The 25353-nt window shown below is 71.8% G+C and carries 24 protein-coding genes; 9 read left to right on the top strand and 15 right to left on the bottom strand.

The annotated features are described in order from the left end of the window. Positions 1 to 264 precede the first annotated feature (264 nt). A complete protein-coding gene (locus ACZ7OH_RS01925) occupies positions 265 to 2133 on the bottom strand; it encodes a sensor histidine kinase (RefSeq protein WP_470279141.1) in 1869 nt (622 codons plus the stop codon). Continuing rightward, positions 2123 to 2818, bottom strand: a complete 696-nt coding sequence (locus ACZ7OH_RS01920) for a response regulator transcription factor (protein ID WP_470279140.1) — start codon at positions 2816 to 2818, stop codon at positions 2123 to 2125. Before ACZ7OH_RS01920 ends, ACZ7OH_RS01925 begins: the two co-directional genes overlap by 11 nt. Positions 2819 to 2975: 157 nt before the next feature. Between ACZ7OH_RS01920 and ACZ7OH_RS01915 the strand changes: the two genes are divergently transcribed. Continuing rightward, positions 2976 to 6110 carry a GH92 family glycosyl hydrolase gene (locus ACZ7OH_RS01915; RefSeq protein WP_470279139.1) on the top strand — a complete coding sequence of 1045 codons (3135 nt, stop codon included), beginning with the start codon at positions 2976 to 2978 and terminating at the stop codon, positions 6108 to 6110. A 49-nt stretch (positions 6111 to 6159) separates the two neighbouring features. Here the strand turns inward: ACZ7OH_RS01915 and ACZ7OH_RS01910 are convergent, their stop codons facing one another. The 3 genes from ACZ7OH_RS01910 to ACZ7OH_RS01900 all read right to left on the bottom strand — a co-directional run bounded on the left by ACZ7OH_RS01910 (position 6160) and on the right by ACZ7OH_RS01900 (position 8424). After that, positions 6160 to 7176 (bottom strand): trypsin-like serine peptidase, encoded by a 1017-nt coding sequence (locus ACZ7OH_RS01910; protein ID WP_470279138.1) that lies wholly within the window; start codon positions 7174 to 7176, stop codon positions 6160 to 6162. Positions 7177 to 7270: 94 nt separating this feature from the next. Next, a complete protein-coding gene (locus tag ACZ7OH_RS01905) occupies positions 7271 to 7510 on the bottom strand; it encodes a helix-turn-helix domain-containing protein (protein ID WP_400893837.1) in 240 nt (79 codons plus the stop codon). Between the two features lie 53 nt (positions 7511 to 7563). Continuing rightward, entirely contained in the window at positions 7564 to 8424 is an 861-nt protein-coding gene (locus ACZ7OH_RS01900) for an esterase/lipase family protein (protein ID WP_470279137.1), read from the bottom strand. Between the two features lie 115 nt (positions 8425 to 8539). Between ACZ7OH_RS01900 and ACZ7OH_RS01895 the strand changes: the two genes are divergently transcribed. From ACZ7OH_RS01895 to ACZ7OH_RS01885, 3 genes are all read left to right on the top strand, one after another. Next, a complete protein-coding gene (locus tag ACZ7OH_RS01895; protein WP_470279136.1) occupies positions 8540 to 9658 on the top strand; it encodes a PucR family transcriptional regulator in 1119 nt (372 codons plus the stop codon). A 99-nt stretch (positions 9659 to 9757) separates the two neighbouring features. Further along, positions 9758 to 10240 carry a hypothetical protein gene (locus ACZ7OH_RS01890; RefSeq protein WP_470279135.1) on the top strand — a complete coding sequence of 161 codons (483 nt, stop codon included), beginning with the start codon at positions 9758 to 9760 and terminating at the stop codon, positions 10238 to 10240. Positions 10241 to 10248: 8 nt separating this feature from the next. Then, positions 10249 to 10674, top strand: a complete 426-nt coding sequence (locus ACZ7OH_RS01885; protein ID WP_470279134.1) for a hypothetical protein — start codon at positions 10249 to 10251, stop codon at positions 10672 to 10674. 7 nt (positions 10675 to 10681) lie between these two features. Here ACZ7OH_RS01885 and ACZ7OH_RS01880 read toward each other — a convergent pair whose 3' ends face one another. The 7 genes from ACZ7OH_RS01880 to ACZ7OH_RS01850 all read right to left on the bottom strand — a co-directional run bounded on the left by ACZ7OH_RS01880 (position 10682) and on the right by ACZ7OH_RS01850 (position 18391). Next, positions 10682 to 11443 (bottom strand): alpha/beta fold hydrolase, encoded by a 762-nt coding sequence (locus tag ACZ7OH_RS01880; protein ID WP_470279133.1) that lies wholly within the window; start codon positions 11441 to 11443, stop codon positions 10682 to 10684. A 74-nt stretch (positions 11444 to 11517) separates the two neighbouring features. Continuing rightward, entirely contained in the window at positions 11518 to 12126 is a 609-nt protein-coding gene (locus tag ACZ7OH_RS01875; RefSeq protein ID WP_470279132.1) for a TetR/AcrR family transcriptional regulator, read from the bottom strand. A gap of 77 nt (positions 12127 to 12203) precedes the next feature. Next, positions 12204 to 12518 (bottom strand): hypothetical protein, encoded by a 315-nt coding sequence (locus ACZ7OH_RS01870; RefSeq protein ID WP_470279131.1) that lies wholly within the window; start codon positions 12516 to 12518, stop codon positions 12204 to 12206. A gap of 349 nt (positions 12519 to 12867) precedes the next feature. Next, positions 12868 to 14490, bottom strand: a complete 1623-nt coding sequence (locus ACZ7OH_RS01865) for a DUF885 domain-containing protein (protein ID WP_470279130.1) — start codon at positions 14488 to 14490, stop codon at positions 12868 to 12870. 149 nt (positions 14491 to 14639) lie between these two features. Next, positions 14640 to 17231, bottom strand: coding sequence for a glycoside hydrolase family 3 protein (locus ACZ7OH_RS01860; protein ID WP_470279566.1), 2592 nt, complete (start codon positions 17229 to 17231; stop codon positions 14640 to 14642). A 252-nt stretch (positions 17232 to 17483) separates the two neighbouring features. Continuing rightward, entirely contained in the window at positions 17484 to 17804 is a 321-nt protein-coding gene (locus tag ACZ7OH_RS01855; RefSeq protein ID WP_470279565.1) for a DUF2199 domain-containing protein, read from the bottom strand. A 110-nt stretch (positions 17805 to 17914) separates the two neighbouring features. Continuing rightward, positions 17915 to 18391 carry an Lrp/AsnC family transcriptional regulator gene (locus ACZ7OH_RS01850; protein WP_364466030.1) on the bottom strand — a complete coding sequence of 159 codons (477 nt, stop codon included), beginning with the start codon at positions 18389 to 18391 and terminating at the stop codon, positions 17915 to 17917. Between the two features lie 125 nt (positions 18392 to 18516). Between ACZ7OH_RS01850 and pdhA the strand changes: the two genes are divergently transcribed. The 5 genes from pdhA to ACZ7OH_RS01825 are packed head-to-tail and all read left to right on the top strand — an operon-like array spanning position 18517 to position 23337. Then, complete coding sequence (pdhA, locus tag ACZ7OH_RS01845; RefSeq protein ID WP_470279129.1) at positions 18517 to 19587, top strand: pyruvate dehydrogenase (acetyl-transferring) E1 component subunit alpha; 1071 nt, start codon at positions 18517 to 18519, stop codon at positions 19585 to 19587. Continuing rightward, a complete protein-coding gene (locus ACZ7OH_RS01840; protein WP_470279128.1) occupies positions 19587 to 20582 on the top strand; it encodes an alpha-ketoacid dehydrogenase subunit beta in 996 nt (331 codons plus the stop codon). Before pdhA ends, ACZ7OH_RS01840 begins: the two co-directional genes overlap by 1 nt. Further along, a complete protein-coding gene (locus tag ACZ7OH_RS01835; protein WP_470279127.1) occupies positions 20575 to 21753 on the top strand; it encodes a dihydrolipoamide acetyltransferase family protein in 1179 nt (392 codons plus the stop codon). Before ACZ7OH_RS01840 ends, ACZ7OH_RS01835 begins: the two co-directional genes overlap by 8 nt. 55 nt (positions 21754 to 21808) lie before the next feature. Next, positions 21809 to 22357, top strand: a complete 549-nt coding sequence (locus ACZ7OH_RS01830) for a hypothetical protein (protein WP_470279126.1) — start codon at positions 21809 to 21811, stop codon at positions 22355 to 22357. Continuing rightward, entirely contained in the window at positions 22354 to 23337 is a 984-nt protein-coding gene (locus tag ACZ7OH_RS01825) for a hypothetical protein (protein WP_470279125.1), read from the top strand. Before ACZ7OH_RS01830 ends, ACZ7OH_RS01825 begins: the two co-directional genes overlap by 4 nt. Positions 23338 to 23343: 6 nt before the next feature. On the opposite strand, the gene ACZ7OH_RS01820 is transcribed toward ACZ7OH_RS01825, so the two are convergent. The 3 genes from ACZ7OH_RS01820 to ACZ7OH_RS01810 are packed head-to-tail and all read right to left on the bottom strand — an operon-like array spanning position 23344 to position 25318. Continuing rightward, the gene (locus tag ACZ7OH_RS01820) at positions 23344 to 23832 is read right to left on the bottom strand and encodes a putative immunity protein (RefSeq protein WP_470279124.1); all 489 of its coding nucleotides are present in this window, start codon (positions 23830 to 23832) and stop codon (positions 23344 to 23346) included. 38 nt (positions 23833 to 23870) lie between these two features. Next, entirely contained in the window at positions 23871 to 25001 is a 1131-nt protein-coding gene (locus ACZ7OH_RS01815; protein WP_470279123.1) for an NAD(P)/FAD-dependent oxidoreductase, read from the bottom strand. Beyond that, entirely contained in the window at positions 24998 to 25318 is a 321-nt protein-coding gene (locus ACZ7OH_RS01810) for a bifunctional 3-phenylpropionate/cinnamic acid dioxygenase ferredoxin subunit (protein WP_400893803.1), read from the bottom strand. Before ACZ7OH_RS01810 ends, ACZ7OH_RS01815 begins: the two co-directional genes overlap by 4 nt. Positions 25319 to 25353 lie beyond the last annotated feature (35 nt).

The raw sequence follows: 25353 nt of genomic DNA, 5'->3' as shown, positions 1-25353 counted from the left end.
CGGCGGAGCCACCGCCGCCGCACTGCTGGGAATCGCCGGAGCGGGGACGGCTTCGGCCGCCGTGCCGCCGGCCGCCGGGCCGTTCCCGCCCCTCGCCCCGCTCCCGCCCGGCGCCCCGAACCGGCGGCTCTTCTCACCGCTGGAGCAGCGCGGACCGGCCGAACAGGACACCTCGCGCGGTCCGGGGCACCGCCCCGCTTACCGAACAGATTGGTCCCGCACCCGGGCGATGACGTGCGCTGCGCCGACACGAGCGCGACCGCGTCAGGGCTGACGATCCGCCGCGGCGGTACGACGATCACCCTCGGCTGGGGCACCGCCCTGGCCGTGACCGTCACCGCCGTCACGTTCCTGCGCGTCGCGCATCCCGGCACCCTCACCACGCAGATCCGCCTTCGGTAGCCGGACGGTGAACGTCGATCCACTGTCCACGTCGGACTCGACGGTGACCGTGCCGCCGTGTGCCGCCACCAGGTGGCGCACGATGGCGAGGCCGAGCCCGCTGCCGCCGGTCTGGCGGCTGCGGGACTTCTCGGCCCGCCAGAACCGGTCGAACACGTGCGGCAGGTCCGCCGCGGCGATCCCGGTGCCGGTGTCCGCCACGGCGATCACCACTTCGTCCACAGTGGACGACACGTGGATCGTCACGAGGCCACCGGGCGGCGTGTGCCGGACCGCGTTGGTCACCAGGTTGGAGACGACCTGGCGCAGCCGCACCGGGTCGGCCGCCAGCCCGGTGTCGCCGTGCGCCGAGACGGTGAGCGTGACACCCGCCGCAGCTGCCCGGTCGGCGTGCGCGGAGGCGACGTGGCCGGCCAGCTCGGCCGCGTCCACCGGCTCCGGGTGCAGCCGCAGCCGGCCGGCGTCGGCGGCGGCGAGGTCCTGCAGGTCCTCGACGATGTGCTGCAGCAGCACGGTCTCTTCGAGCAGCGATGTCGACAGCGCGCGGTCGAACGGCAGGTGGCCGTCCTCGGCGGCTTCCAGCCGGCCGCGGATGACGTTGAGCGGGTTGCGCAGCTCGTGGGCGATGTCGCTGACCATCGCCTTGCGCTGCTCCTCGATGCGTTCGCGCCGCGCGGTGAGGTCGTTGAACGCGGCCGCTAGATAACCGACCTCGTCGCGGGACTTCACCGGCGCCGGCCGGTCCTGCTTCGCGGCCTCGGTCAGCGCGCGCAGCGGCCGTGACAGCCGCCGCGCGACCAGCACGGTGATCGCCGCGGCCAGCACCAGCACGCCGCCGGTCACCGCGAGGATCCGGGTCAGGTTCTCCTGCGACAGCGTGAACGTCGGCAGCTGCGACCCGCCGGGGCCGAGCGTGAAGAGCAGTGCGGGCGGCGCGACGTACGGCGTCAGCTGCGCGCGGCGGGCGGAGTCGACGCAGCCCTGGCTGCGGCCCTGGTCGGTCTCGCCGAGCGTTTCGAAGTCGAGCCCCAGCTTCACCGGCTGCTGCTTCTGGGCCTCGAGGCAGCTGTTCACGGCGTCGTTGAGCTTGGCGAGCGCGGCGGCCTCGGTCGGCGTGGCCTCGGCGAGGTCGTAGACCCCGCACTTGGCCGCGAAGTAACGCGCGGCCAGCGGATCGAGGCCGGTGAGCTGCGGGCGCCCGCTCGCCGCGTCCCGCACCTGGCTGGGGAAGCCGAGGTCGGTCAGGCAGGAGGCGACCTTCCGGGCGAGGCCGTCGAGGTCGTTGTGCTCGGCCGCCGACAGCCGGTACGGGCCGACCGCGCGCGGGTCGATGCCGCTGGTCCCGGCCTGGGGCAGCAGCACCGGGTCGACGTGTAGCGGGTCGACCGACGCGGTCGCCTTGACCGGCAGGGTGACCGGCGCGCCGCCGGAGTCGCCGAGGACGCGGCGGTCGAGCGTGGTCACCACGACCCGCCGGCCGGTCTGGTCCGACAGCGCCTTCAGCTTCGGCCCGACCTGGTCCCAGGTGTGGTTGGCCGCGGCGAACCCGAGCACCTCGGTGTAGATCGTCGCGTCGCCGGAGAGCGCCTGGCCCTGCTCCTGCTGGATCGCGCGGGTGGTGGTCTGCACGGCGAGCCACGCGGTCGCGGCGATCGAGCCCAGCGCGATCAGCAGGGAGACCGCCGTCAACCGGACGACGAGACTGCGCCGGAGGGGGAAGCTACGCGTCATTTTCCGCCGTCAGCTTGTACCCCACGCCGAAGACGGTACGCAGGTAGACGGGCTTCTGCGGGTCGGGCTCGAGCTTCTTGCGCAGGTTGAGGACGTGGACGTCGATGATCCGGGTGCTGACGAACCGGTCGTCGCCGCGGGTCAGCTCCAGCAGCTGCCGCCGGGTGAACACCCGCCCGGGCTGCCGGATCAGCGTCTCCAGCAGCTGGAACTCGCCCGGGGTGGTCTCCACCGGGCGGCCGTCGACCGACACCTCGTGCCGGACCGGGTCGAGCCGCAGGGCGCCGGCGCGCAACGCCGGGTCGGGCGGCTCGCCGCGGGCCGACGTCCGCCGCAGCAGCGTGCGGACCCGGGCCATCAGCTCGCGCGGGCTGTACGGCTTGGTCAGGTAGTCGTCGGCGCCCAGGTCGAGGCCGAGGAGCAGGTCCTCCTCGGTCGCGCGGGCGGTGAGCATCAGCACCGCGACGTCGGACTCGCCGCGCAGGATGCGGCAGACGTCGAGGCCGTCGACCTCGGGCATCATCACGTCGAGGACCAGCAGGTCCGGCCGTTCGCGGCGAGCCTCGTCGAGGGCCGCGCGGCCGTCCGCGGCCAGCACCACGGTGTGACCTTCGCTCTCGAGGTAGAGCCGGAGGACCTCGGCCTGCTTCTCGTCGTCCTCGGCGACCAGTACACGTGCGCACACGGCGTCGAGGTTAGGCGTCCTGACCCGGCCGCCACCCGATCCTGACCGGATCTTCATACGTTGAGGGCACGAGCCAGGTCTTTGTCAAAGTGTTGACCGCGGCCCCGGACGCACGCAAAGGTCGGATGACAAGGCTGTCGGCTTCGGGAGGCACCGGGTGCGGTATCGGTTCATGGCGGCGGTGGTCGCGACGGCGGTGATCGGGGCGCCCGCCGTCGTTTCGGCGGCTCCGACAACGTTGTCAGCCCTGGTCGGGGACCCGGCGGCCTACGTCGACCCGCTGATCGGCACCGGCCGCGGCGGGAGCTCGGTCGGCGAGATCAACAACTTCCCCGGGCCGGCGGCGCCGTTCGGGATGATGCAGTTCTCGCCGGACACCCAGGGCGCATACGCCGGCTACCAGTACCACTCCGACCAGATCCGAGGGTTCAGCCTCGACCACGCCTCCGTCGGCTGCAACGCGTTCGGCGACGTGCCGCTCCTGCCGGTCACCGGCGACGTCGGCAGCGCCCCCTGGGACCGGACCGAGCACTTCGGCCACGACGGCGAGCAGGCCGAGCCGGGTTACTACGCCGTGACGCTCGACGGCTCGAACGTCCGGGCCGAGCTGACCGCGACGACCCGCACCGGGCTCGCGACGTTCACCTACCCGGCCGGCTCGACCCCGCAGGTGCTGGTCAAGGGCGGGGCCAGCCTGGCCGGGAACTCCGCCGCCACCTTGAAGATCACCGGCGACCGCGAGGTCAGCGGCTCGGCGACCACCGGCAACTTCTGCGGCAAGCCGAACAAGTACACGGTCTACTACGACATCGCGTTCGACCAGCCGTTCACCGCGCACGGCACGTGGGACGGCTCGTCGGTCAAGCCGGGCACCGACAGCGTCGACTCGCCGCGGGCGGGGGCGTACCTGACGTTCGGTTCCGGGACGGTGCACGCCAAGGTGTCGATGTCCTATGTGGGCGTCGACGGCGCGAAAGCCAACATGGCCGCGGAGGTCCCGGGCTTCGACTTCGCCGCGGTCCGGAAGTCCACAAGGGACAAGTGGACGCAGGCGCTGGGCAAGATCCGCGTAGCCGGCCGTGACACCGCGCAGCTCAAGACGTTCTACACCGCGTTGTACCACTCCCTGATGCACCCGAACACGTTCGACGACGCCGACGGGCGTTACATCGGCTTCGACGACCAGATCCGGACTCTTCCCGCGGGGCGGCACCAGTACGCGAACTTCTCCGACTGGGACACCTACCGCTCGCTCGCGCCGCTGCACGCCATGCTGTTCCCGAAGGAAGCCAGCGACATGGCGCAGTCGCTGACGAACGACGCCGTGCAGGGCGGCTGGTGGCCGCGGTGGCCGATGGCGAACGACTACACCGGCCAGATGACCGGCGACAGCTCGGTCGCGCTGATCTCGAACCTCTACGCCTTCGGGGCGCGCGACTTCGACGTCAAGACGGCGTTGAAGTACCTGGTCAAGGGCGCGACCTCGGTCGACGACACACCGGGGGCGTACCAGGAACGCCGCGGCATCGCGGACTACGTCGCCCGCGGCTACCTGCCGAACAACGACGCCTCACGCGGCGACCACGCCCGAGTCGGCGCGTCGATCACCCTGGAGTGGGCGATCGACGACTTCGCCATCGCCCAGCTGGCGCAGGGGATCGGCGACCGCGACGTCGCCCGCGAGTTCACGAAACGCGGTCAGAGCTGGCAGAACATCTTCAACCCCTTGACGGGCTACCTCCAGCCGCGCGCCCAGGACGGCCGCTTCCCGGACGGCCCGGCCTACGTCCCGCCGCCGCCGGGCAAGTTCGGCCAGGACGGCTTCGACGAGGGCAACGCCGCGCAGTACACGTGGCTGGTGCCGCAGGACCCGGCCGGGCTGGTGACGGCGATGGGCGGCCCGGCTCTTGTTTCGCAGCGCTTGGACACGTTCTTCCAGAAGCTGAACGTCGGCCCGAACGAGCCGTACATGTGGGCGGGCAACGAGCCCGACTTCGGCGTCCCGTTCCTGTACAACCACGTCGGGCAGCCGTGGAAGACGCAGCAGGTCGTCCGCGAGATCGCGACGACGCTGTTCAGCGCGACGCCGGACGGCGAGCCGGGCAACGACGACCTCGGCGCGCAGTCGTCGTGGTACGTCTGGGCCGCGCTCGGCATCTACCCGGCGACCCCGGGCACGCCGGACCTGGTCGTCGCGAGCCCGTTGTTCGAACGCGCGGTGCTCAGCCTGCCGAACGGCCGGACGCTCGACGTCCGAGCGCCCCAGGCGCCCGCGACGTATGTCCACTCGCTGTCGTTGAACGGCCGTGACTGGAACCGGACGTCGCTGCCCGCCGGGGTGGTTCGCGACGGCGGCCGGCTGGACTTCTCGCTCGTGTCCACTCCGGACAAGCACTGGGCCGCGGACTCGGCGCCTCAGTCCTATCGCGACGGTGAGAAGCCGTTCCTGGCCTCGGTGACCAACCAGGTCGTCGTCTCACCCGGGAGCACGGGGGAGGCCACGGTCAGCGGGCAGCGGCTCGGCGGGCACGACCGCGTGCTCGAGGTGACGACGAAGGCGCCGCCCGGGATCTCGGTGACCGGTCCGCGTCAGCTGCGCCTCGACGACCGGACCGGCGGCGGTACCGCGAAGCTGAGCGTGTCGGTGGCCGCGGGGACGCCCGAGGGCTACTACCAGGTGCCGGTGACCGTCCGCGGGGGCCCGACGTCGGTGCCGGGCTCGGTGATCGTGCTGGTCGCGCCGAAGGACGGCTTGGCGGCGGCGTATTCGAACGTCGGCATCTCCGACGACGGCGACGCGGGCTCGGCCGACATCGACGGCGCCGGGAACAGCTTGTCGCGGCAGGCCTTGGCCGCGGCCGGACTGGTGGGCGGTCAGACCGGGCAAGCGGCCGGCACGTCGTTCGTCTGGCCCGCGGCCCCGGCGGGACGGCCGGACAACGTCGTCCCGGCCGGGCAGACGATCCGGCTTTCGGGAACGCGGCTGTCGTTCATCGGCACGGCGTCGAACGGCGACCACCGCGCGTCGGCGACGGTGACGTTCACCGACGGCACCACGGCGGCCGCCGACCTGTCCTTCGGCGACTGGGTGTTCCCGGGCGGCGGCACGGACCCGGTGTTCGGCAACACCCTGGTGGCGCGCACGGACCACCGCAACCAGCCGGGTGGCCGGAGCGGCGGAGCGTCGGTCTACGCGACGACGCCGTTCGACGCTCCGGCCGGGAAGCAGATCGCCTCGGTGACCCTGCCCTCCGACGGCAACCTGCACGTGTTCGCCATCGGCCTCGCCTGAAAGCCGTCGTGAGTGGGAAACCCGGTTTCCCACTCACGACGGGCGTGCGTCAGGCGGCTTGCTGGGCGTTGTAGACGTTGATCGCCGCGTCGCCGAAGTGCGGGCTGCGTTCCTCGTCCGAGTTGTCGTCGGAGTGGTAGCTCACGTTGCCGACGAGGTAGCCCCAGCCGCGGGACAGCTGCAGGTCGTCGAGCCAGGGGCCGCCGCTCGCGCCGTGGCCCTGGTCGCAGTGGATCGCCTCCTGGCCGGGCTGGAACGGCCAGATCCCCGGGCGCCACGTCGTCCCGGTGCAGTAGCGCAGCTCCTGCCCGGTGATGCCGGTGCGGGCCGCGTGCGTGTCGAACGGGTAGCCGAACTCGTAGACGTTCCAGTCGTAGCCCTGGCCGAACTTGTAGCCCTGCCAGCCGGTCACGTTGGCGACGCTGGCACCGTTGCGCGGCCAGAGCGTGATGGCCGCGAAGTCGTAGTCGCTGTCCCTGCCGTCGAAGTAGCCGGTGGGCGTCGACACGGACTTCCAGCTCCACCGGCCCAGCGGCTCACCGGAACCGGCGTAGTCCGGGACGAAGACGAAGTTGCTGTACCAGTGCTTGGCGCCGTCGGTGACGCAGTGCCCGGCGGTCCAGATCATGCTGCGGTTCGTCGAGTTGATGACGCTCGCGGTGCACTGGTGGCCGCCGTCGGGCTCGTCGAAGTACAGCTTGCCGACGGTCGTCGCGGGCATCTGGCCGTGCGCGGTCCAGACCTGCGACTGGCTGAGCGACGTCAGCGCGTCCGGGCGCGGCACCGGCGCGGACTTCGTCACCGCCGCGCCCGGCGCGGACTGCGCGGCCAGGACGTGGGACTGCGGCTCGGCCCCGTGCTGTTCCTTCGGGATGTCGGCCGGCTTGGCCGCCCGCATCCGTTCGGGCGTCCACGAGCTGAGGACGTCCTTCTCGGTCGTCGCCGACCGGAGGACGACCGCGGCGGACGCCTTCCCCGGCACCGCCGGCGTTCCCGCTTGCGCCGTGCCGTGGACCAGCAACCCCCCGAGCACCACGACGGCGGCTGCGCCTGCCCATCTTCTCATCTGGCACCTCCCCTGTTCCGGGCGGCGAACCCGCCCGGCAGCCAGCCTCCCGCCGCGGGCGGGGCGGCGACACTGGACCTTGGGGTTGCGCCGTTCAGGGGAGGCCGGGCGGGGCCGGCCGCGCGTCGAGCAGGCAGGCCACCGACCCGGCTTGCAGCCGCGACTCCAGCCGCAGCTTGATCAGGACGTTGCTGACGTGGAACTTCACGGTGCGCTCGCTGATGTCCAGCCGGCGGGCGATCCCGCGGTTGGAGAGGCCGTGGCCGAGCAGGCCGAAGATCTCGCGCTCCCGCCGGCTCAGCCTCTCGACGCGTTCGAAGACGCCGTCGTTCATCTGTTCCCCCTCTGCTCGCACCGAGAAGAGGGGGAACGCGCGGATGCAGATACTCAGCCGGGGGAGCCGGCGGCGCAGACCCCGATCGGTGCCGCGTGCGCGGGGTCGAGGGCGTTGCGGACGAGGTGCCACACGTTGAGGTCGTAGGCCTCGCCGATGTGGCCCACCGGGTCGAGCGGGCAGAAGTCCTGGACGTACTGGTTCTTGACGCCCGGTTCGCGCACGAACGACGTCTCGGTCGGCGTCACGAGCTCGTCGTAGCGCGAGGTGATGATCGTGTAGCCGATGCCGGGCTGGGCGACCGGGCCGGTGTTCAGGGCGACGATCGCCGCGCCGCCGTCCAGCTCGTCGGCGAAGATCGGGAGGCCGAGGGTCTTGACGATCGTGTCCCACGTGCCCTTGCCGAGCAGGGTGTAGGCCAGCGTCAGGAGGCCGGACGCGTTCGCGCCGTGCGTCGGCGGGGCGATCGCCACGACCTGGCCGATTTCGCTCTGGATGCCCTGCATCTTGGCCAGGTAGAGCGACTGGAGGCCACCTTCGGAGTGCCCGACGACGTCGACCTTGGCCGCGCCGGTGGCCGCGCGGACCTTCTCGACGAAGGCTTTGATCTCCAGCGACGACTCCGCGACCGGCTTCAGCCCGCCGACGAAGGGGAACTGCGGGTAGGCGCCGTAGGTCAGCGAGAACGTGCAGTAACCGCGGGCGGCCAGGTCGGCCTGGAGGAAGTTGAGGTCCTCGTAGTAGGTGGCGAAGGTGCCGTGGAGCAGGACGACGGGGTTCGGGTGGGCCGCGCCCGGGCGGCAGCCGAAGTCGTTGTTCCCGCCGGTGGCCGCCTGGGCCGGGACGGCCGCGCTCAGCGCCAGCACCCCCGCCAGGCCGATCGCGGCCAGCCATCGTTTCGTTCCCCGCGCCATTGCGAAGTCCCTTCGTCTGGTGGTGTGCACAGCATGCGCTCGTTGATCAACGCTGTCTGCTGGCAAAACGCGCAGAAACTTGCCGGGACCGTTTGTGCATGGTGACAATATGGAGGTGGATGCCGTCGAGGCGCTCTTCCCGCGGTCCGGGGAGATCGCCGCCGCGATGATCGCCCGGTGCGCCGCCGAGATCCCGGCGTACCGGCTGCTGCCGGCGAGCGTGCTGGAGGGCGACCTGGTCGCCAACGCGATGGCGGTGTTCGAGCTGTTCCTCACGACGGTCGCGCAGGACCGCCGGCCCACCGAGGCCGAGCTCGCGCTGCCGATCGCGTGGGGTGCCGAGCGGGCCCGGGACGGCCTGCCGCTGGAGGCCGTGCTGCGGATCTACCCGCTGGCGGCGAGCGTCGCGTGGGAGCAGGTGCCGGGCGACCGCGCGCGGCTCGGCGCGCGGATGCTGGACTTCCTCGGCGAGGTGATGCCCCGCGTCGCCGAGGCGTACCTGCGCGAGCGCGACGACCTCGACTGGGAGCAGCGGGAGGACCGGCAGCACCTCACGGCTCATCTGCTCGCCGGCCGGCCGGTGCGTCGCCGCGAGCTGGCCGAGAGCTACGACGTCGTGGTGTTCCACCTGCCCGCGTTGCCGGCGACCGCGGACGCGCGGGCGGCGACGGAGCTGGTCCGCGCGGTCCGGTCCGATTTGGACGGTCAGCCGGGCGTGCTGGTCACGTTCGAGGGGGACGGGGGCGTGCTTCTGGTGCCCGCCACCTCGTCGGCCGACGAGGTGGCGGCCCGGGTGGACCGGGTTTGCGGCCGTCCCTGCATCGCGGCCACCGCCCGCGCTTCGACGCACGCGGACATTCCCTTCGCGCATTCTTCGGCGTTGGAAATCCTCGCGCTGGCGGAAAACCTGGGGCGGCCGCCGCGGCTTTACCGGCTGGGCGACCTGGCGATCGAGTACCAGATCGCCCAGCCCGGTCCGGCGCGGGAAGTGCTGGCCCGGGTGCTGGCGCCGCTGGCGGAGCACCCGCATTTGATCGAGGCCCTGCGTGCTTTCGTGACGTCGGGGTACAACCGCGGCGAAGCGGCGTCAGCGTTGAGTATTCACCGGAATACGCTGACGTACCGCTTGGGCCGGATCCAGCTGCTGACGGGGTACGACGCGACGCAGCCGGCGGACGCGCGTCAGCTGGCTGCCGCGATGACGGCTTACGACATCGTGCGGCGGAACGGCTGATTCCCACGGGATAACGCTTGGGTCGCGTTCTCGGGGATCCGTTGCAGATCGGCCGGGCGCGCCGATTCCTGGGGGCGGACACGGAAGAAGTTGATTTCCATGAAAGCCTCCGGAATTCTCGTCGCCGTCCTGATCGGAGCGGCTGCCGCCGCGTGCGGGGTGCCGCCGGTGGTGGGGGTGCCCGTACCCGTCGCCGTCACGCCGGGCACGACGACCAGCACCGCCGTCGTCGCCGTGCCGCAGACGGTCTACGTTCCGCAACCGCCCGCGTACGTCGCGCCCACGGACACGTCGGAAGCGCGCACGGTCGTCGCGTACTACGACGCCATCAACCGCCGCGACTTCGCCACGGCGTGGTCGCTCGGCGGCAGCCGCATCGCGGGCGGTGGCGGATTCATCAAGTACGTCAACGGTTTTTCGACGACGTCGTGGGACACGCTGACCGTCACCGACGTCCGCGGGAGCACGGTTTCCGTCGTGCTGTCCGCCGTCCAGACCGATGGCAGCGCCCGGACCTTCGCGGGCACCTACACCGTTTCCGGCGGCGTCATCGTCGGCAGCCACATGACCCGGACGAAATGAGCCCAGCCATGCGCCTTTTCCGAGCCACCGCCGCCCTTTCCGCCGTGCTCGCGCTCGCCGCGTGCGGGCTGCCGCGGGCGATCTCCGGGGGCGCCGGCCCGCCCACGGTGTCCACAGTGGTCACCACTGCGCCGAGCACCCCGACCGTCACCGTGGCACCGCCGCAGACCGTGGTCGTCCAGCCGCCGCAGACCGTCCTCGTCGAGCCGAAAGGCACTTCCGGTCAGTGGTACGCGCAGCCGAGCTGGATCAACGCCCAGCCGTGGATCACCATCACCCCCGCGCCCGGCCAGACGCCGTGCCAGTGGCTGCACGCGCGCGGCTACTCCTACGCGCAGGCCTACGCCGCCTGGGCGCAGAACGGCTACCCGGCCAGCTGGTCGGCCACCGGCGACGGCTACCCCTGCCAGAAGTCCTACGGCATGCAGCACTAGGGCCGGCCTAACCGTCCAAACGGGACCAGAACTCGGTCAGGACACGCGCTACCGGGTGCGGGTCCGTCACCGGCCACCAGTGGCCGACACCGGGGAGTTCGGCGATCTCGGCACCGGCGGCCTCGCCCGCGGACCGGTGCTGCGCCGGCGTCCCGCTGGCCTGGTCGACGTCCGCGAGCGCGACCAGGGCCAGGCCGGGCCGCTGTCGCGCCTTCGCGAGGTCGCGGCCCGCGTCGGCCATCACCGGCTGGGCGGCCGACCGCAGCAGCGAGAGCACCGCCCGCCCCATGCCGTCGTCCATCCCGGCGGCCACGCGTTCCGCGGCCGGGCCGGTCATCCCGAGCGCGTGGACGACCTCCAGTCGCTGCGCCAGCGTGCCGCCGAAGATCTCCTTCACCGAGGCTTCGCCCGCCCCTTCCTGCTGCCACACCTGGGCCCGGGCGTGCCAGACGTAGCCCGGGTCGAAGAGGCCGAGCGCGTCCGACGCCCAGCTGCGGACCAGGTCCGGGCGGGTCATCGCGATCCGGGCGACGTGCGCGCCGCCCCAGTCGTGGCCGACGAGGTCGACCGGCTCCCGGAACTGCTCCAGCCGTTCGGCGAGCCATGCGCGGTAGCCCTCGACGGTGGCGGAGAAGCCGTCCGACGCGGGCACCCCGAACCCGGGCGGGGACAGCGTCACCGCGTCGTCCCGGCCGAGTGCCTCGATCAGCGGTCCCCACACGCCGGTGTTCTCCGGATTGCCGTGCACGAGTACCAGGGGAACAGACATCCTCACTCCTAAACTTGCGTGCATGTACGCAAGTAACTGTAGCAGCGGCCGCGGCCGGGGACCACCGCCGGAAGCTACGGCGTGACCGCGAACGCCGCGCGCACCGAGCGCGTCGCCTCCCGGATGAGGGCGGGGACGCCCCGGACCGGGGGCTGGGCGATGAGCTGCAGCCCGGTCCCGCGGACCAGGGCGACGACCAGCACGGCGGCCGCGGCCGGGTTCGCGTCGGGCCGGACCGACCCGTCGGCGACCCCCTGGCGGACCACGTTCGCCAGGAGCAGCCGGAAGTCGGCGTCCCGGCGGGCGAACAGCGGAGCCAGCACCGGGTCGGCGGCGATCGCCTCGCCCCACAGCTGCAGGAACGCGCGCGCCGACGGCGTCCGCCGCACGACGTTGCGCAGGTACGCCTCGACGATCCGCACCAGGTGGTCCAGGCCGTCGCCCTGGTAGGTGGGGACGTCGAACCGCTGAGCCTCGTCGAGCAGGGCTTCCAGCAGCCGCTCCCGGCTGCCGAAGTGGTGGTAGACGATGCCGCGGCTGTAGCCGGCGGCTTCCCCGACCTCGGCGAGCGTGACGGCCCGGGACCCGCTGCGCGCGATGAGCGCCATCGCGGCGTCGAGCACGCGCCGCTCGGTCTCGGCGCGTCGTTGCTCCTGCGTTCGCCTGGCCGGGCGATCGGTCATGCGTGGTGCTCCCTGAACGGCGTCGTGGTCGACGAAGTGTGCCACGGCGGGGGGTTTCCGGCGGGGTGGCGGCCGGGTCAGGCCGTGCCCTGGTGTTCGTCGCCGGTGTCGAAGAAACGGTCCACGTACTCTTCCGGCGGCAACGGGCTGTCACGCAGCAGCGAAAACACCTCGCTGCCGGACACCAGCTCCTCGTTCCCCGTGGCGTAGGACTGTGCGAGCCCCACGTAAGTCGCCCCCATTTCCTGCGCGTACTCCCGCGCTTCGGTCTCGGCCAGCGCCAGCGCCGAGTCGGCGTCGACCGCGTGCCACACCGTGACCCGCTCCTCGTACGACGGTTCGACCGCTTCGGTCCACCGGAAGACGCACCGCACCCCGTACCACTCCGTCATGACTTCGCTCCCTCTCGGCTTCGCGGCAACCCGGACGCGGGAAACATACTGTTCTCGACGCGAATCATGCCGCAGATCCGGTCGTCGGCGAGGGTGATCACGAACAGGCCCGTCGCGTGGTGAGTCCCGTCCGGACCACGCGGGTAGGCCCCGAACGCCGGCCGGCCGTTGGCCCCGGGTCGGCACGAGGTCGAATCGGCAGCCCGCGTCCAGGAGGGTCGCGCAGAAGCGCACCGCGGCCTCCCGGCCCTCGTATTCGGAGGGCAGCGGCGGCATGGACACGAAGACGTCGTCGGTCAGCAGGGCCACCAGCGCGTCGACGTCGGCCTCTCCAGATCGTCCGGGCCGCCTAGCCCACCCAGGCGCGGACGACCTCCTCCAGCACCGTCAGCGGCAGTGGCCCGCCGCCGAGGACGACGTCGTGGAAGTCCTTGAGGGAGAACGCCTCCCCGAGTGCCTCCGCGGCGAACCGGCGCAGGCGCAGGATCTCCAGCCGGCCCGTCATGTACGCCAGCGCCTGGCCCGGGCACTCGATGTACCGGTCGGTCTCCGACTGGACCTCCACCTCGCTCAAGACCGTGTGCGTCCGCAGGAACTCGACGCACTGCCCACGCGTCCAGCCCAGCGCGTGGAGTCCCGTGTCGACCACCAGCCGCGCCGCGCGGACCGAGTCCTCGGCGACCATGCCCAGCCTCATCAGATCGCTGGAAAACAAGCCCATCTCGTCGGCGAGCCGCTCGGAGTACAACCCCCAGCCCTCGCTGTACGCGGTCACCGGCGCGACCCGGCGCAGCTGCGGCAGGTCGGTCCGCTCCAGCGCCAGCGACGTCTCGAAGTGGTGTCCGGGGACGCTTTCGTGGAACGCCACGGACTCGGCGATGAACCGGTCGCGCGTGTGCACCTCGTAGGTGTTCGTGAAGTACATGCCCGGGCGCGAGCCGTCGAGGGCGGGTGGCAGGTAGTACGCCGGAGCGGCGACGGGCCCGTCGGCGTCGGGGACCGCCCGCACGACGCACTCGGCGCGGGGCATCCGGTGGAACCACCCCGGCGCCGCGGCCGTCGCGCGGGCGACCGCCGCCCGCGCCGTCTCGAGCATCTCCTCGGCGTCGCGCCAGCGGAGGCTTTCGTCGGTCCGCAGCCGGCGGCGCACCTGCTCGGGGTCGGTCAGCCCGAACTCGCGGCCGCCGATCTCGGCGTACTCGGCTTCGAGCCCGGCGAGCACGTCGAGGCCCAGCTGGTGCAGTTCTTCCGGCGTGTGGCTCGTGGTCGTGTGCATGCGCGCCAACGCCGCGTAGTGCGCCGCGCCGTCTTCGAGCCAGCAGAGTCCGGGCCGGTCGTCGGGCCGGCCGTGCCCGACGACGTCGGTCGCGAGGAACTCCCGGTAGCGCGTCAACGCGGGCCGGACCACCTCCGCGACCAGCCGGTCCCGCCGCTCGCCGCGGCCGCCGGTCAGCGGCTGGGCGAACAGCTCGGCCTGGGCGAGGTACCGGTCGAGGAACGCGACGGCGTTGCGCGCGTTGCGGTCGACCGGCGTCCGGCCGGCGCGCAGGCCGTCTCCTTGGCGCTCTGCCAATGCCTCGTAGAACGCCGGGAGCCCGGCCAGCCGGGCCAGGTAGTCCTCTTCCGCCTGCTCGCCGGACGGCGTGAGCTGGGGGAGGAACGCGAGGTGGCTGATGCCGACGGCGAACATCGGGTCGGCGAGAGTGAACTCCACGACCCGCGCGTCGAGCTGGGTGATCAGGGCCTCGGCCTGCTGGACGACCACCCCGAGCGTCACCCGGTCGGGGTCGGCCGAGGCCCGGGCCCGGGTGAGGACACTGGCGGCTCGCTCCCGCAGCCCCCGGTGGGCGGCTTCGGACGGATCGGCCAGCTCGGCGTCGTGGCCGGGGATGCCGACGAAGGACGCTTCGAGCGGGGTCCAGGTGGCCAGCACGTCGAGCAGTTCGTCCGCGAGCGCGGTGGCGGAGGTCATCCCGCCATTCTGTCGGCGCGGCTCAGCCGGGTTCCAGGGGATTTCGCGCCGGGCGAGCGTCGAGGTCGGCGAGCGAGCCGAGATGCACGCGGGCTACACCTCGTCAAACGAGCGGGGCCGGGAGCTGGTCGCTCCCGGCCCCGCCGGTACTAGGTCAAACTCGAACAAGGTCTCGCATCAGGATCCTTCGCCCCGTTGGGCACCCAGCGCACGTTCGCGAACGACGCCTGGAACGCCGCGTCCGTGTACACCAGGAACGGGGTGTTGATGTGCTCGAAGTCCAGCCCGTTGTTGAAGCAGGACAACGGGATCTTCACCGTCGTCTTCGGACCGCCCGCGAGGTCGGTGAACAGCTTCGTCGCGTTCACCTCCGAGAAGCACGGGTAGACGCAGTGCATGCTGATCACCGTCCGGTTGACCGGTGCCTGCTGCACGGTGGTGTCGAACTCCAGCGCGCCGTCCGCGTTCAGGTAGCTCCGGAGATCGTTCGTGCCCGCCGGGTTCTGGAGGTAGAACTGGGCCGCGCCCGTGCCCGTCCAGGTCGCCTTCAGACCGTCGCCCTGCACGTTGACGTCCGTCGGAACGGTGTTGATCTCGGGGTGCGCCGCCGTGCCGGTCGGGCCGATCTCCGTGCCGCCCCAGTTCGACGCCGAGCCGATGAAGCTCTTGTACGGCGCGACATCCGTGCGGTCGTAGAGCGACAGGTCCTCGGTCGCGGTCCCGCCCCCACCGGTCGAGCCGCACGACGCCGGGCCCGGGGTCTCGTCCAGCTGGCCGATCGTGACGCGCTGGCCGCTCTTCAGGCCGTAGCCCAGCTTGAACAGCGGGTCGTAGTCCGGCGACCACGGGTTGAGCGGCGTCTGGCACGCGCTCTTCGGCCACGAGTACGACAGCTTGCCCTGGTAGCCGGTGCCATCCTTGCCCTGGACCAGCATGTCGGCGACGCCGCCGCCCTCGGTGCCGGGCAGCCAGGCCGCGACGAACGCGTCCGAGCGGTTGATCTCGTGGTTCATGTACAGCGGGCGGCCGCCGACGTAGACGGTGACGACCGGGGTGCCCTTGCCGCTGACCTTGTCCAGCAGGGCCGCGTCCTCGGGGTAGAGCTTCGAGGCCTCCAGCGTCTTGCGGGTCAGGTCGCCGACACCCTCGGCGTACGGCGTCTCGCCGATGACCGCGATGACGGCGTCGTAGCCCTTCGGGTCCACGGTCCCGGTGGCGTCGAAGGTGACGTTCGCGTCGCCGAGGTCCTGCTTGATGCCGGACAGGATCGACGTGGCGTTCGGGAAGTCGGCGTTGGTGTTGCCGGTGCCCTGCCAGGTTAGCGTCCAGCCGCCGGTCTGGTTCGAGATGTTGTCGGCGCTCTTGCCGACCACGAGGACCTTCGACTTCGGCTTGAGCGGCAGCACGTTGCCGTTGTTCTTCAGCAGCGTCTGCGACTCGCGGGCCGCGTCACGGGCCAGCCAGTTGTCCTTCAGCGCGTCGTCGGAGTTGGCGTAGGAGCGCTCCGACGGCTTCTGCGACTCGAACAGGCCGTCACGCAGCTTGACGCGCAGGATACGGGTCACGGCGTCGTCGATCCGCGACATCGGGATCTGGCCGCTCTTGACCTGGGCGACGGTGTTGGTGATGAACGCCTTCCAGTCGGCGGGCACCATCACGACGTCGATGCCGGCGTTGATCGCCTGCGGGCACGAGGAGTTGGTGCAGCCCGGGACCTGGCCGATGGCGTTCCAGTCGGACACGAGCAGGCCGTCGAAGCCGATCTTGCCCTTGAGGATCTGGTTCATGGCCTTGTCGCTGCCGGTCAGCTTGCCCTCGTTGATGCCGAGGTCCGGGTTGGTCCAGCTGTTGAACGAGATCATCACGGTCTGGGCGCCGGCGGCGAGCGCGCCGTAGTAGCCCTGGCCGTGGATGTTGATCATGTCGGCCTCGGAGGACGGGTTGACGCCCTGGTCCTGGCCCTTCGCGGTGCCGCCGTCGCCGATGAAGTGCTTGGCGGTGGCGATCACGCCGTTGTAGGTGATGCGCTGGGTGGCGCCGTCCTGGAGGCCGTTGATGGCCTCGTAGCCGTACGAGCGGGTGATGCGCGGGTCCTCGGAGAAGCCCTCGTAGGTGCGGCCCCAGCGGTCGTCCTGCGGGACGGCGAGGGTCGGCGCGAACGCCCAGTCCTGACCGGTGGCGCGGATCTGGCGCGCGGTCGCGTTCTCGACGTCGCGGACGAGGCAGGGGTCGTGGGCCGCGCCGAGCGCGATGTTCTGCGGGAAGACGGTGGCGCCGTAGACGTTGTTGTTGCCGTGCACCGCGTCGATGCCCCAGATGACGGGGATCTTGGTGCGGCTGCTCTTGGAGGCGTCCCAGTAGGCGTCGGCGAGGTTCAGCCAGTCCTGCTGGGTGGCGTGCTTGTTCGCGCCCGGCCACGCGCCGCCGCCGTTGAGGACGGTGCCGATGGCGTACTGGCGGACCTCGTCGGGGGTGATCGAGGTGATCTCGGGCTGCGTCATCTGCCCGACCTTCTCCTCGAGGGTCATCCCGGAGAGGATCTTGGCGATCCGCGCCTCGTCACCCGCCTTGCCCTTCAACTGGCTGTCGACCTTGGGCCAGTCGGCGAGGGTGGGCAGGCTGTTCTCGATCTTGGCGCAGCCATCCTTGTCCTTGGCCGGCTGGCCGATGACGGGCTGCGGCGCTTCGGCGGCTTGGGCCGGGATCGCCTGCGCGGCCCCGCCGAGCAGGCTGAGGCTCATCAAGGTGACGAGCGAACTTCGGCGCGCACGGACCCACGCGCGGGATCTTCTGGCCATGGTCTGGTCCATTCTGCGATGAACGGCGGACCGGCCGATCCTCACCGGGCGAGCGGGCGGCGTCAATAGGTTTCGAGCTAGTTATTTCTCGACATAAAATAAGACTCGCCCGGCGACGGGGTCACGTGGAGTCCTGCTTAGCCGGTACGGGTATCGGCGGGCAAGGTCCTTGCGGGCACGGGTTTTGCCCGTTCGTCAGGCGTGCCGCAGCATCTCGGCGATGGTCTGCACGCGGATCACCGTGATCCCGTCCCGCTGCTCGACGGCGAGCGGGTGCCCGGTCGGCTCGACCTCGACGACGGGCCGTTCGCCCGGCGGCCGCGTGTGCAGGTTGGTCTTGAGGTTCAGGGTGCCGGGTTCGTAGCCGGGCAGCTCGGTCGCGAGCCAGCCGAAGTACGGCGGTTCTCCCGCGCGGCCGGGGTTGTCCCAGAGCTCTTCGGCGCGGAAGAAGTTGTCTTTGCTGACAGAGACCCAGACGCCCCACTCGAAGTCGTCGTCGGCGTCGAGAACGGGCAGGACGAGGCGGCCGCGGAGGCCGGGGCCGGTGCGCTGTAGGCGAACGGCAGGTCCTCGTGGTGCTCGCCGCAGCTGGTGCAGGTGTAGCTCGTCATGCCCGGCAGCGTAGGTCAGCCGAGGACCGAGCCCGGCAGTTCCTCGAAGATCAACCAGGTCCGCGTCGACCGCACCCCCTCCAAAGCCTGCAACCGCTCCAGAACCACGTCCCGCAACGTCTGGTTGTCCGGTGTCCGCACCAGCAGCAGGATGTCGAAGTCGCCACCGACCAGCGCCACGTGATCCACGTACGGGATCTCGTGGAGGTCCGTCGCCATCGTGCGCCACGATGTCTGCTCCACCGTCACCATGATGTACGCCGATGTGCCCAGCCCGGCCCGGCGCGGGTCGATGCGGGCGCCGAAGCCCGTGATCACCCCCTCGGCCAGCAGTCGCTCCAACCGGGCGTACGCGTTCGTGCGCGAAATGTGCAGCTTCTCCGCCAGGGCCCGCACCGCCAGCCGGCCGTCCGCGGACAGCTCGGCCAGCATCGCGCGGTCGACCTCGTCGAGGGCGGGGGCCGTTCGTCCCGGCAGGCCGCCGTGAGCCAGCGCACTGATGGACGTTTGGTCACCCGGAACGCCAGATGAAGGCCGTTTGTCGCTCATTCGGCCAACTCCTTGAACACCCGACCAGTAAGAACCACCATTTCAGCATCATATGTCTGCGAGAGGTGGTGCCCGTGGAAACCCTGCTGCCGTCCACGACGCCGGTGCGGTTCGTCGCCGAGGACGGGACGCGCGTCGACCAGCACGGTGCGTACGCCGAGCCCGCGAAAGACCGGCTCAAGGCCGCCTACCGGCTGATGGTCCTGGGCCGCCGGTTCGACGTCCAGGCGACCGCCCTCACCAAGCAGGGCCGCCTCGCCGTCTACCCCTCCAGCGCCGGCCAGGAGGCCTGCCAGGTCGCCGCCGCGCTCGCGCTCCGCGACCAGGACTGGCTCTTCCCGACCTACCGCGACTCCGTCGCCCTCGTCGCGCGCGGCTTGAAGCCCGGCGAAGTCCTGACGCTGCTTCGCGGCGACGCGCACTGCGGCTACAACCCTGTCGAGACGCGCGTAGCGCCCCAATGCACTCCGCTCGCGACGCAGACGCTGCACGCCGCCGGTCTCGCGCACGCGATGCAGCGACGCGGTGAAGACGCCGTCGCGCTCGCGCTGATCGGGGACGGCGCCACCAGCGAAGGCGACTTCCACGAGGCACTCAACTTCGCCGCCGTCTTCAAGGCGCCCGTCGTGTTCTTCGTGCAGAACAACCGCTACGCCATCTCCGTCCCCTTCGAGAAGCAGAGCGCCGCACCCGCCTTGGCGTACAAGGGGATCGGCTACGGCATGCGCTCGGAGCAGGTCGATGGCAACGACGCCGTCGCGGTCCTCGCCGTCCTCGACGACGCCGTCAAGCACGCCCGCGAGGGCAAGGGCCCGGTGCTCGTCGAGGCCCACACCTACCGCCTCGACGCGCACACCAACGCCGACGACGCCACCCGCTACCGCGACGCGGACGAAGTCGCGAAGTGGCGCGAAGCCGACCCCCTCAAACGGCTCGAGACCTACCTCGCGGACGACCTCACCGCGAACGAGATCGAGCTCTGCCACGCCGAGGCCGAGGAGTTCGCCCAGTCCGTCCGCGACACCCTCAACGCGGACGCCGAGCTCGACCCGATGTCGCTGTTCGACCACGTCTACGCCGAGCCGACCCGCCACCTCGAAGCCCAGCGGGCCGCCCTGCAAGCCGAACTGGAGGCCTGATGACGACCACGATGGCGCAGGCGCTCAACGCGGCCCTGCGCGACGCGCTCAAGGACGACGACCGCGTCCTCGTCTTCGGCGAGGACGTCGGCACACTCGGCGGCGTCTTCCGGGTCACCGACGGCATCACCGCCGACTTCGGCGAAGACCGCTGCTTCGACACGCCGCTGGCCGAGTCCGGCATCGTCGGGTTCGCGGTCGGGATGGCGATGGGTGGCTTCCGCCCGGTCGTCGAGATGCAGTTCGACGCCTTCGCCTACCCCGCGTTCGAGCAGATCACCTCACACGTCGCGAAGCTGCGCAACCGCACCCGCGGCGCGCTGGAACTGCCGATGGTCATCCGGATCCCCTACGCCGGCGGCATCGGCGGCGTCGAGCACCACTGCGACTCCAGCGAGGTCTACTACACGCACACGCCGGGCCTGCGCGTCGTCACGCCGGGCACCGCGCAGGACGCCTACGACCTGCTCCGCGACGCCATCGAGTCGCCGGATCCGGTCGTCTTCCTCGAGCCGAAGGCCCGCTACTGGTCGGGCGAAGAGGTCTCGTTCGCGCGAAAGAGCCCGGCCATGGACAAAGCCGTGGTGCGCAAGACCGGCAAGGACGTCACGCTCATCGCGTACGGCCCGATGGTGGCCACCGCCATGGAGACCGCCGAAGCGGCGAAGGACGAGGGCTGGGACGTCGAGGTCGTGGACCTGCGTTCCTTGAGCCCGTTCGACGACGAGACCGTGACGGCGTCCGTGCGCCGCACCGGCCGGGCCGTGGTGGTCCACGAGGCCGCGGGCTTCGGCGGCTACGGCGCCGAGGTCGTCGCGCGCGTCACCGAACAGTGCTTCCACCAGCTGCACGCGCCCGTGCTGCGCGTGACCGGGCTCGACATCCCGTACCCGGCGCCGAAGCTGGAGCGGCACACGCTGCCCGACGTCGACCGGATCCTCGACACGATCGCGCGCCTGCAGTGGAACGACACCCCGGTGGTGGCCGGTGCCTGACTTCCTGCTGCCCGACCTCGGCGAAGGCCTGACCGAGGCGGCCATCCTCAACTGGCACGTCGACGTCGGCGACACGGTCAAGGTCGACCAGATCGTCGTCGAGGTCGAGACGGCGAAAGCCGCGGTCGAGGTGCCCGTGCCGTTCGCGGGCGTGGTGTCGGCGCTGCACGGCGAACCCGGGCAGCTGCTGCCGGTCGGCGCGCCGCTGCTGTCCGTCGGCGGGTTCGCCGAGCCGGGCGTGACGACGTCGAGCGGCAGCGGGAACGTCCTCATCGGGTACGGCACCGCGCCGACGACCCGCCGCAAGCGCGCCCGCCGTGTCGAGGCGCCCGCGCCGAAGGCCAAGGCGCCCGGCGTGATCTCGCCGTTCGTCCGGAAACTGGCTTCGGACAACGGGATCGACCTCGCCAAGGTCACCGCGTCCGGCGCGGACGGCATCATCCGCCGCGCCGACGTCGAGGCGGCGCTCAAGAAGCCTCAGACCTCGGGCGGCCGCCGGATTCCGCTCACCGGGATCCGCAAGGCCGTCGCGGACAAGCTCACCACGTCCCGGCGCGAGATCCCCGAGGCCACGGTCTGGGTGGACGTCGACGCGACCGAGCTGGTCGCCGCCCGCGCGGCGCTCAACGCGAAGTCCGACCGGCCGGTCAGCCTGCTCGGGCTGATCGCGCGGTTCGCCGTCGCGGGCCTGCGCAAGTACCCGGAGCTGAACTCGCGCGTCGAAGGCGACGAGATCGTCCTGCTCGACGACATCCACCTCGGGTTCGCCGCGCAGACCGGCCGCGGCCTGGTCGTGCCGGTCGTGCGGGACGCGGGGGCGCTGTCGACCCGGGACCTGTCGGCGGCGATCGGCGACCGCGCCCGCACCGCGCGGGACGGCAAGCTCGCGCCCGCGGACCTCACCGGGGGCACGTTCACGGTCAACAACTACGGCGTCTTCGGCGTCGACGGCTCCGCGGCGATCATCAACCACCCCGAGGCCGCGATCCTCGGCATCGGCCGGATCATCGACCGGCCGTGGGTGGTCGACGGCGCGCTGGGCGTGCGCAAGGTGTGCGAGCTGACGCTGGCGTTCGACCACCGCGTCTGCGACGGCGGCACGGCCGGCGGGTTCCTGCGGTTCGTCGCCGACTGCGTGGAGTCGCCCGTCACCGCCCTCGGGGACCTCTGACGGCTCACCGGCCGCGTTGGCCGGTGGTGACGGTGGTGGCACTTAAAGTGGTCGCGTGACGACACCGGCCCAGCACGACCGCGACCTGGCGGAGGGACGCGTCGCCCGGCTCAAGCAGGACCTGCGGGCCGGGCTGGCGACCCCGCCCGCCGACGTCGAGGCGATGGACGAGCTCGTCGCGACGGCCCACCGGCTGCTCGACGCCGAAGTGGCGTTCGACGACGCGAAGCACCGGCTCGCCAACGCCGAGCTCGAGTCCCGGCACGCGGCCACGCAGCGCGCGGTCGTGTACTACGCGGCCGCGCCGGTGCTGGTGCCGCTGGTCGCCGCGGCGCTGGTGCTGTTCGACGTGCTGTCGCCGGTGTGGCTGCTCGCGTTCGTCCCGCTGTTCGCGGCCGGGCTGTGGATCGGCTTCGGCCCGGTGCGGCGCGTCGGCGACGTCATCCGCGAGCGGACGCGGGCGGCGTGGGCGGGCAGTGCGACGGCCGGGCTGCTGGTGGCCGCGCTGATCCCGTGGTCCGGGGCGGTGGTCTGCACGATCCTGACGGCGCTCGGCGTCGCGGCCACGTGCGGGCTGCTGTGGCGGGAAAGCCGGATCCCGTGAGCCACGGCTATGCGACCTACGGCGACGATCCCGAGTTCTCGCAGGAGTACCTCGAGCCGGTCGACACCACGCGGCGCGACCTCGACGAGCTGTTCGCGGCGGTCGACGGGCTGCGCGCGGCCGTCGAGGAGACCGACGACCGCGTGCGCCGGGACGTCGCCGACCTGGCCGAGCGGCTCGAGAGCGGCGGCGCGGACCGGCAGGAGGACCGCCTCGACCTGCTCGGCCGGCGCCTGGACCGGCTGCAGCAGCAGGTCCAGGCCCTGGAGCGCGCGGTCCGCGTGTCCGACGGGGTGCCGCAGGTGAACCTGGACGACGTCGGCGCGGAGACGCGCGCGCTGGCGGCGGAGGCGGCGCGCTGGGACGACCTGCACAAGGAGCTCGTCACGAAGGAGCAGCGGGCGCGGTACTCCGACGAGATCTCGCGCCTGGACGGGGTGCGCGCGGCGTTGTCCCGATGCGACGCCGACCTGCTGGACGTGATGGGGGTCCTGGCGGCGACGGACCGCGCTTCTCGCGCCCGAGGGGACGCGGAGTCGACGTTGCGGGCGTTGTCGACGCGGCGCCGGACGTTGCTGGACGAGGAGATCCCGGCGGCGATCGCGGCGGCGAACCAGGCGAAGCTGGCGTTGCGCGAGGCGGACGCGGTGGAGGCGCGGGTGGTCCCGCAGCTGGAGCGCGCCGAGCGAGCGTGGCACGACCTGCAGGTGCGGCTCCGGACGCGCATCACGGACGCGTTGGGGTCGAACGCTTTGCTGCCGAAGTGGTTCGGTCACGCGCTGGGGGTGGCACCGCCGGCCGGGGCCTCGGGGGACGCGTGGATCCGCACGGCGGCTTCGGTGCTGGCGTACCGGGTGACGTTCGGGATCGTGGATTCGGCGTTGCCGCTGGGGCCACCGCCCGAGAACGTGGACACGACGGAGCGGCGGTGGACCTGGCGGGCGCGCCTGGAGTCGGATCTGGACGACCTCTCGCTGTAGGCACTTTCAGCCGCGCAGCGCCGCTTCCAGCCGGCGGTGCAGCTCGCCCAGGCGCGTCTTGCCCGGCTTGCCCGGCGGGAACCTCCGCAGGATCTCGCCCACCTCGGGCGGGGCGTGCTCCAGCGCCCAGGTGATCTCAGCGGAGGCGGAACCACCCGCCAGTTCGCGGGCCAGCGCCGCCTGCTGGGCCGGGCCCACGATGTGCTTCACCTGGTGCGGCGACTCCAGCGGGTGCAGGTAAGCCGCTCCGGCCGCGCCCACCGCCGCGCGGGCCGCCGCCGCGGCCGCCGGGTCCTGAGCCTCGCCCGCCGCCGCCAGCGCGTCCCAGGCCGCCGCGCGCAACACGCGGGTGCGCGGACCTCCCGAAGCGAACTCCCGCGCCGCCGAGATCGCCGAAGCCGGGCGCGGGTCGTCGGGGACCAACGACACCACTCGAGCGGCACAGTCGGCGGCCCAGCCCGTCAGAGCGCGCAGTTCGTCAAGAGTCAGCTCCATGTGGGTGAAGCGTATCTTTGAAACCCCCGTTGAGACTTTCAGACGGCCGCCGGCCGGCGAAGGGGCCGCCGCAGGCGGTTGAACAGCTTCGCGTTGTTCAGCGCGAACACGCCCACCGTCTCCCGGTCCCGCTGCCACACCGCCGCGAACGACGACGAAGCCGGATCACCGTCGACGAAGGAAAGCGCGTCGGTCGGCAACGGGTGCCCGGCCAGCTGCAAAGTCCCCGAATACTGGTCCGACCACACGTATCCGCTGGGCGTGTACGTCCGCCCGCTGTGCCCGGCCAGCAGGTTCGCCACCGCGACCGGCGCCTGCTCCGACGCGTTCGTCCAGTGCTCGTGCCGCTGTCCGCCGAACCGGGCCACATCGCCCACGGCGACCACGGACGGCAGCGAGGTCACCAGCCCCGCGTCCGTGTGGACGCCGTTGCCGACCTTCAACCCCGAGCCCGCCAGCCACTCCGTCGACGGGGTCATCCCGACGCCCGTCACCACCACGTCGGCCGGCACCAGCTCACCGGACGCCAGCGAAACCCCGGCCGGTGACAGGCCCGTCACCTGGACCCCGCAGCGCAGGTCCGTGCCGTGGTCGAGGTGCAGCCGGGCGCACACCGCCGCCAGCTCGGGACCCAGCACCGGGGCCAGCGGCAACGGCAACGCCTCCAGGACGACCACGTCCAGACCCAGCGACCGGCACGTCGAAGCCACCTCGGCCCCGATGAACCCGGCCCCGACGATCGCCACCCGCACCCCGGGCACCAGCGCCGCGCGCAGAGCCGCGGCGTCGTCGAGCGTCCGCAGCACGAAAGCGCCCTCGAACCCCGGCAGCGTGCGCGCCCGGCCGCCGGTCGCGATGACGACACCGTCCGCGTGCACCGAACCGCCGTCCGACAGCAGGACCCGGCGGTTGGCGGGCTCCAGCGCCGTCGCCCGCACGCCGAGCCGGAAGTCCAGGGCCAGCGAAGCGAGATCCCCGGCGTCGAGCAGCTCCAGTGACGCGGCGGAAGCGGTCCCGGCCAGGAAGCCCTTCGACAGCGGCGGCCGGTCGTAGGGCAGGTGCGCCTCTTCGCCGATCAGGACGATCCCGCCGTCGTACCCCTGCGCGCGCAGCTCCTGCGCCGCGCGGACCCCGGCGAGCGACGCGCCGACGACCGCGATGCGCCTCACGCGGCGTCCTCGCTGGCCTCGCCCCGCACGTATACGACGCCTTCGTCGACGACGACCGCGTACGTGCGCACCGGGTCCTTCGCCGGCAGGCAGGTCGGCATGCCCGTGCGCAGGTCGAACAGCGCCGCGTGGAGCGGGCACTCGACGAAGCAGCCTTCGAGCCAGCCGTCGGCCAGGGAGGCGTCCTGGTGGGTGCACGTGTCGCCGATGGCGTACAGCTCGCCCTCTTCGGTGTGGAACACCGCGATCGCGGGCGGTCCGGGGATCCGGACGGACTCGCCCGGGGGCAGCTCGTCCACCGTGCACGCGCGAATCATGGGTCCTCCGAGACTGTTGCGCATTGGGGAACATG

Source organism: Amycolatopsis sp. NPDC114478, from assembly GCF_055633805.1.
Note: the sequence above shows the minus strand (reverse complement) of the source record. Positions and strands in the feature narration are given on the sequence as shown.